Raw genomic sequence first — 6,411 nt, 5'->3', positions numbered from 1 at the left:
GTAAACCGGCAGGGACGCCGATTTAGCCGCGCCGGGCCATGGATGGCCCGTCGCGGCGGCCCGCGGAACCGGGCCGGAGTGCGGGCATGCCGAGCCTAGGCGAGGCACCGAGTGGTGGGGCAAAGCGTTTTTTGGTTACTTTTTTAGGCGTTTGTAAAAAAGTGACCCGCTGTAAGAGCGGAACCCCAAGCCGCCGTTACCGCAGCAACGGATATGTACACAAAAAACACGGCACCCACCGGCGAAATGCCTGTCATCTAAGCGTCACCGTAACTTCATGGAGATGACACCGGCCCTACATAGCCTGACATGGCACAAACAAGTCGACCGGCCGTAACCCTGGCCGGCACTCGGAGACTCGCCATGACTCAGATCGCCCGCATCAGCGACACCGGCAATGAACGCCGCCTGCAAGCCGAACGCCTGATCGGCGCCCAGGCTTTGCAGGAAGCCCAGGCCCTGCGGTTCAACGTGTTCAGCGGCGAATTCAACGCCAAGCTGAAAGGCGCTGAACTGGGCCTGGACATGGATGACTATGATGTTCACTGCAGCCACATCGGCGTGCGGGATTTGAACAGCGGTCGACTCGTCGCCACCACCCGTTTGCTCGACCACCAGGCCGCCACCACCCTGGGCCGCTTCTACAGCGAAGAAGAATTCAGCCTCCACGGCCTGCTGCACCTCAAAGGCCCCATCCTGGAAATCGGCCGCACCTGCGTCGACCCCGCCTACCGCAACGGCGGCACCATCGCCGTGTTGTGGGGCGAGCTGGCCGAAGTCCTCAACCAGGGCGGCTACAGTTACCTGATGGGCTGCGCAAGCATCCCGATGCACGACGGCGGCATCCAGGCCCACGCCATCATGCAGCGCCTGCGCGAACGCTACCTGTGCAACGAACACCTGCGGGCCGAGCCGAAAAAGCCGCTGCCGGCACTGGACCTGCCATCCAACGTCATCGCCGAAATGCCCCCCTTGCTCAAGGCCTACATGCGCCTGGGTGCAAAGATTTGCGGCGAACCCTGCTGGGACGAAGACTTCCAGGTGGCCGACGTGTTCATCCTGCTCAAGCGCGACGAGCTGTGCCCGCGGTATGCCCGCCACTTCAAGGCAGCCATGTGATGAGCCGCCTTCGGGTGTACGGGCGAATTGCCCGCGTGCTGGTGGTGGTGGCCCTGGGTTTGACCATGGCCAGTGTGTTTGGCGTGTTTGAACGTCTGGGCGTGGCCAACTCGATGGTGCGCCGGCAGCGCTGGTCGCGTTTTTTCATGGCACGGCTGACCAACGCCCTGCCCTTTCGCGTGACCGTTCACGGTGAGTTGCCGCAACAGTCGATGCTGTGGGTCAGCAACCACGTATCGTGGACCGATATCCCGCTGCTGGGGATGGTGGCGCCGATGTCGTTCCTGTCCAAGGCCGAGGTGCGCACCTGGCCGGTGGCGGGCTGGTTGGCCGCCAAGGCAGGCAGCCTGTTCATCCGCCGAGGTTCGGGGGACAGCCAGTTGATTCGCAAACAGATGACGCGTCATCTGGAACAACAACACCCGCTGTTGATGTTCCCGGAAGGCACCACCACCGACGGCCGCGCCCTGCGTACGTTCCACGGGCGGTTACTGGCCAGTGCGATTGATGCCGATGTGTCGCTGCAACCGGTGGCGATTCGTTATCTGCGCGATGGCCACATCGACCCGCTGGCACCGTTTATTGGCGACGATGATTTGCTCTCGCACTTGATGCGTTTGTTCGGCAATGACCAGGGCGACGTGGAAATCCATCTGCTCAAGCCGATTGCCTGCGCCGGGCAGGAACGTGCGGCGCTGGCGTTCCAGGCGCAGCAGGCGGTGCAGAAGGCGTTGTTTGGCCCCCTTCCAGAAGCTGAGCAAATGCCAGCGCGGCCAGCATTCGCGGCCTGAAGCGAGCACGGTGAAAAATGTGGGAGCGGGCTTGCTCGCGAAGGCGGTGCATCAGTCAGCAGATTCATTAGCTGACCCACCGCTTTCGCGAGCAAGCCCGCTCCCACATTTATAGTTGTATTGCCAACTGGCTATTTGAGAACCGCTGCAATTCTGGGTAAAACACCCGAAAGTCCTCGCTCAAAGGCTCGTACAGCGCTCGTAATTCCTGCATGGCATGGCCCAGTTCTTCGGGCCGAGTCAGGCGTCGGCCAATTCCTCGAAGTACCTGTTCCATCACCGCAAATTCGCGGTACGAACCCAGCCAGTCATCCGCCGCCATGTACGGCGCAATCTGCGCCAGCCGCCCCGGCAACGCCGGCTCTTCGGCGAGCACCCGGTAAACCTCAGAGGTAAATCGCTCCAGCGGCTGATCGGCATATAACGCCCAGTCCCGCGCCAGGCAGTGGTCGAAAAACACATCGAGGACAATCCCGGCATAGCGGCGCCGGGTCAGGGTGAAGCGCGACAGCGCCTGCCCGATCAGCGGATGACTGTCGGTGTAGCGATCGATTGAGCGATGCAACTGAATCGCCGACTCGATTTGCGGGCTGAACTGGCCTTGCAGGCGACCTTTAACAAAGTCGCCATACAGGCTGCCAAGCAATTGAGCAGGAAGTTGGCCGCCGAGGTGCAGATGTGCGAGATAATTCATGGCGCGCAGTCTAGCACTGCCGTCAACGTATCGTTATAACCCGATATACCGATTCAATCTGGTTTAAGACCAAAATCATATTGGTATATCGGGATACAACGATTTAAAGTTCGCCTCATCGCGATATAACGTTTTACAAAAACGAGCATCACTGCCATGTCCATCGACCTCGACGAAATAATAAAAGCCCTGGCGCACCCAGTACGGCGAGACATCCTCAACTGGCTGAAAGATCCGAAAGTGCAATTCCCCGAGCAGTTGCACAACCACGAATACGGCATTTGCGCCGGGCAGATCGACCAGCGCTGCGGGCTGTCTCAGTCCACCGTGTCGGCGCACCTGGCGAACCTGCAACGGGCGGGGCTGATCAGCAGCCAGAAGGCCGGCCAATGGCACTTTTTCAAACGCAATGAGGACGTGATCCAAGCCTTCCTCAAAGCGCTCACCGAAGAACTCAGCGCACCGCTGTAACAAGGACCCATCAATGCCTCTCTCGCTACTCATCCTGGCCTTAAGCGCCTTCGCCATCGGTACGACCGAGTTCGTCATCATGGGCCTGTTGCCCGATGTGGCGGCCGACCTCGGTGTATCGATTCCCGGCGCCGGCTGGCTGGTGACCGGCTACGCCCTGGGCGTGGCCATCGGTGCCCCCTTCATGGCACTGGCCACCGCCAAGCTGCCGCGCAAGGCCGCCCTGGTAGCGTTGATGGGCATCTTTATCATCGGCAACCTGCTCTGCGCCCTGGCCAGCGACTACAACGTGCTGATGTTTGCCCGTGTGGTCACCGCGCTGTGCCACGGCGCCTTCTTCGGTATCGGATCGGTGGTCGCCGCCAACCTGGTGCCGGCCAACAAGCGTGCTTCGGCCGTGGCGCTGATGTTCACCGGCCTGACCCTGGCCAACGTGCTCGGCGTACCGCTGGGCACCGCGCTGGGTCAGGAAGCCGGCTGGCGCTCGACCTTCTGGGCCGTGACGGTGATTGGGGTGATCGCCCTGATCGGCCTGATCCGCTTCCTGCCGGCCAAGCGTGACGAGGAAAAACTCGACATGCGCGCCGAGCTCAGAGCACTCAAAGGCGCCGGCATCTGGCTGTCGCTGAGCATGACCGCGCTGTTCGCTGCGTCGATGTTCACCCTCTTCACCTACGTCGCGCCGCTGCTGGGGGACGTCACCGGTGTTTCGCCCAAGGGCGTGACCTGGACCCTGCTGCTGATCGGCCTGGGCCTGACCGTCGGCAACATTATCGGCGGCAAGCTGGCAGACAAGCGCCTGGCTGCCACCCTGATCGGCGTGTTCATCAGCATGGCGGTGGTGTCCACCGTACTGACCTGGACCAGCGTCGCCGTGATCCCGACTGAAATCACCCTGTTCCTCTGGGCCACCGCCTCGTTTGCCGCCGTACCGGCACTGCAAATCAACGTGGTGACCTTCGGCAAGGCCGCACCGAACCTGGTGTCCACCTTGAACATCGGCGCCTTCAACATCGGCAACGCCCTCGGCGCCTGGGTGGGCGGCAGCGTGATTGCCCACGGCTTCGGCCTGACCAGCGTGCCCCTGGCCGCTGCTGCACTGGCCGTGCTCGCGCTGCTGGTGACCCTGATTACTTTCCGTCAGACCGGCGATGCCGACCTGGCCCCCGCGACTAACTGATCAACTAAAGAGAAGGGTGTTATCCCATGACGACTATTTTCGATCCGATCAAACTGGGCGACCTGGAACTGTCGAACCGCATCATCATGGCGCCGCTGACCCGCTGCCGTGCCGACGCCGGTCGCGTGCCCAATGCGCTGATGGCTGAGTACTACGTCCAACGCGCTTCCGCCGGGCTGATCCTCAGCGAAGCCACCTCCGTAACGCCAATGGGCGTGGGTTACCCGGACACCCCGGGCATCTGGTCCAACGACCAGGTTCGCGGCTGGGCCAATGTGACCAAGGCCGTGCACGGTGCAGGCGGCAAGATCTTCCTGCAACTGTGGCACGTGGGCCGGATCTCCCACGAGTCGTACCTGGACGGTGAAACCCCGGTCGCGCCAAGTGCCATCCAGCCTAAAGGCCACGTCAGCCTGGTACGTCCGCTGGCCGACTACCCTACCCCGCGCGCCCTGGAAGTCGCTGAAATCGCCGATATCGTCGACGCCTACCGCGTAGGCGCCGAGAACGCCAAGGCCGCCGGTTTTGACGGCGTGGAAGTCCACGGTGCGAACGGCTACCTGCTCGACCAGTTCCTGCAAAGCAGCACCAACCAGCGCACCGACAACTACGGTGGCTCCCTGGAAAACCGCGCACGCTTGCTGCTCGAAGTCACTGACGCCGTGATTGAAGTGTGGGGCGCCGGCCGTGTAGGCGTGCACCTGGCACCGCGCGCCGACTCCCACGACATGGGCGACGCCAACCTGTCGGAAACCTTCACCTACGTCGCCAAAGAGCTGGGCAAGCGTGGCATCGCGTTCATCTGCTCCCGTGAAAAGGAAGCAGGCGACAGCCTCGGCCCACAACTGAAAGCCGCCTTCGGTGGCCCGTACATCGCCAACGAACGCTTCACCAAGGACAGCGCCAATGCGTGGCTGGCTTCGGGCAAGGCTGACGCCGTGGCATTCGGCGTGCCGTTCATCGCCAACCCGGACCTGCCGGCTCGCCTGAAGGCCGATGCACCGCTGAACGAAGCACATCCAGAGACTTTCTACGCCAAAGGCCCGGTCGGCTACATCGACTACCCGACCCTGGCACTCTGATCTGCTGAAACGAAAAAGCCCCGACTTGCGAGAGCCGGGGCTTTTTTATGGGCCGCAGGAAACATTCCTTCACAGCCTTGCAACAATATTGCTACAAAATACTTAGCCAACTACCTATCAACCGCCCGCCAGCCCGTATATAACGTCACCCCACAAAATCAGGGAAAAGCCTGATTGACCAGCCCCGGTGTTTATTGTTGACACAACTGGTCGCAATTACGCATTTTGTCTTAATTGCGCAGGCCAGGGCTCAAGCGCAGCATGTCCAACGCGATATCGACCCAGCGCTCTGCGTCCTGGGCCAACTGGAAACTGTCGGGCACCAGCAGCCACTGGCCGAGAATTCCGTCGATATAGGCGTGCATGCACACCGCGGCACGTACGGTGTCGAGATTCTCCGGAAGCTGCCCGCGATGGACCGCGTTACGCAAGGTCAGCCCGATGCGCAGGTTGCATTCGAGGCTGGCGGTCTGGCGCTGACGGCGCAGATCACACATTTCATCGGTGAATTCGCACTTATGAAACAAAATCTCATTGATGCGCCGGGTCTTCGGGTCCAGGGCCACTTGATGGAACAAATGAATCAGCAGCTTGCGCATGCAACCCAGCGGATCGACCTCGTCCTCGCTCTCACTGGCCCTGGCCAATTCATCCAGCGGCTCGTGCAGCGTATCGAGCATCGCCTGCACCAGGTCGGCCTTGTTGCTGAAATGCCAGTAGATGGCACCACGTGTCACGCCTGCCAGCGCGGCAATATCCGCCAGCGTGGTACGCGCAACCCCGCGCTCGTAGAAGGCCTGCTCGGCCGCTTCAAGAATCTGGCTGCGCGTTTCCTGAGCTTCCTCTTTGGTACGACGAACCATGGCAGTAAAACCTCAATCAGGAGACTTGGGGTGATCGGTAACGCAGACTCAAGCGCTGCTAACGACCATCTGAATAATTGTGGGACGACGCCGTCAAGGGCGCCGAACGTACTAGAATCGAGGCTTTGGACGCTGCTTTGTCAACATTCCGCGAAGCCTGTCAAGAGTTTACAAACAACCATGAACGTAAGTATATTGCGTAGCAAGCTAC

7 protein-coding genes are annotated in these 6,411 nt (G+C 61.1%); 5 read left to right on the top strand and 2 right to left on the bottom strand.

The genetic code is table 11. The features are described 5' to 3' along the window. Positions 1–363 precede the first annotated feature (363 nt). Together olsB and HX824_RS31925 are read left to right on the top strand one after the other, a co-directional pair. Entirely contained in the window at positions 364–1,119 is a 756-nt protein-coding gene (olsB, locus tag HX824_RS31930; RefSeq protein WP_008431132.1) for an L-ornithine N(alpha)-acyltransferase, read from the top strand. After that, positions 1,119–1,910 carry a lysophospholipid acyltransferase family protein gene (locus tag HX824_RS31925; protein WP_003219789.1) on the top strand — a complete coding sequence of 264 codons (792 nt, stop codon included), beginning with the start codon at positions 1,119–1,121 and terminating at the stop codon, positions 1,908–1,910. The genes olsB and HX824_RS31925 overlap by 1 nt, the downstream gene beginning before the upstream one ends. Positions 1,911–2,019: 109 nt before the next feature. Here HX824_RS31925 and HX824_RS31920 read toward each other — a convergent pair whose 3' ends face one another. Continuing rightward, the gene (locus tag HX824_RS31920; RefSeq protein ID WP_003219791.1) at positions 2,020–2,604 is read right to left on the bottom strand and encodes an ACP phosphodiesterase; all 585 of its coding nucleotides are present in this window, start codon (positions 2,602–2,604) and stop codon (positions 2,020–2,022) included. Between the two features lie 156 nt (positions 2,605–2,760). Here HX824_RS31920 and HX824_RS31915 point away from each other — a divergent pair, with 156 nt between their 5' ends. The 3 genes from HX824_RS31915 to HX824_RS31905 are packed head-to-tail and all read left to right on the top strand — an operon-like array spanning position 2,761 to position 5,337. Continuing rightward, positions 2,761–3,075 (top strand): helix-turn-helix transcriptional regulator, encoded by a 315-nt coding sequence (locus HX824_RS31915; RefSeq protein WP_003219793.1) that lies wholly within the window; start codon positions 2,761–2,763, stop codon positions 3,073–3,075. A gap of 13 nt (positions 3,076–3,088) precedes the next feature. Continuing rightward, entirely contained in the window at positions 3,089–4,255 is a 1,167-nt protein-coding gene (locus HX824_RS31910) for an MFS transporter (RefSeq protein WP_003219795.1), read from the top strand. Between the two features lie 26 nt (positions 4,256–4,281). Continuing rightward, complete coding sequence (locus HX824_RS31905; RefSeq protein WP_177050525.1) at positions 4,282–5,337, top strand: alkene reductase; 1,056 nt, start codon at positions 4,282–4,284, stop codon at positions 5,335–5,337. 230 nt (positions 5,338–5,567) lie between these two features. Here HX824_RS31905 and HX824_RS31900 read toward each other — a convergent pair whose 3' ends face one another. After that, positions 5,568–6,200: a TetR family transcriptional regulator gene (locus tag HX824_RS31900; protein WP_003219798.1), complete on the bottom strand. Its 633-nt coding sequence runs from the start codon at positions 6,198–6,200 to the stop codon at positions 5,568–5,570. Positions 6,201–6,411: the final 211 nt, after the last annotated feature.

This window comes from Pseudomonas sp. D4002 (assembly GCF_013385665.1).
GTDB lineage: Bacteria > Pseudomonadota > Gammaproteobacteria > Pseudomonadales > Pseudomonadaceae > Aquipseudomonas.
This window is presented reverse-complemented; position numbering and strand designations above follow the sequence as displayed.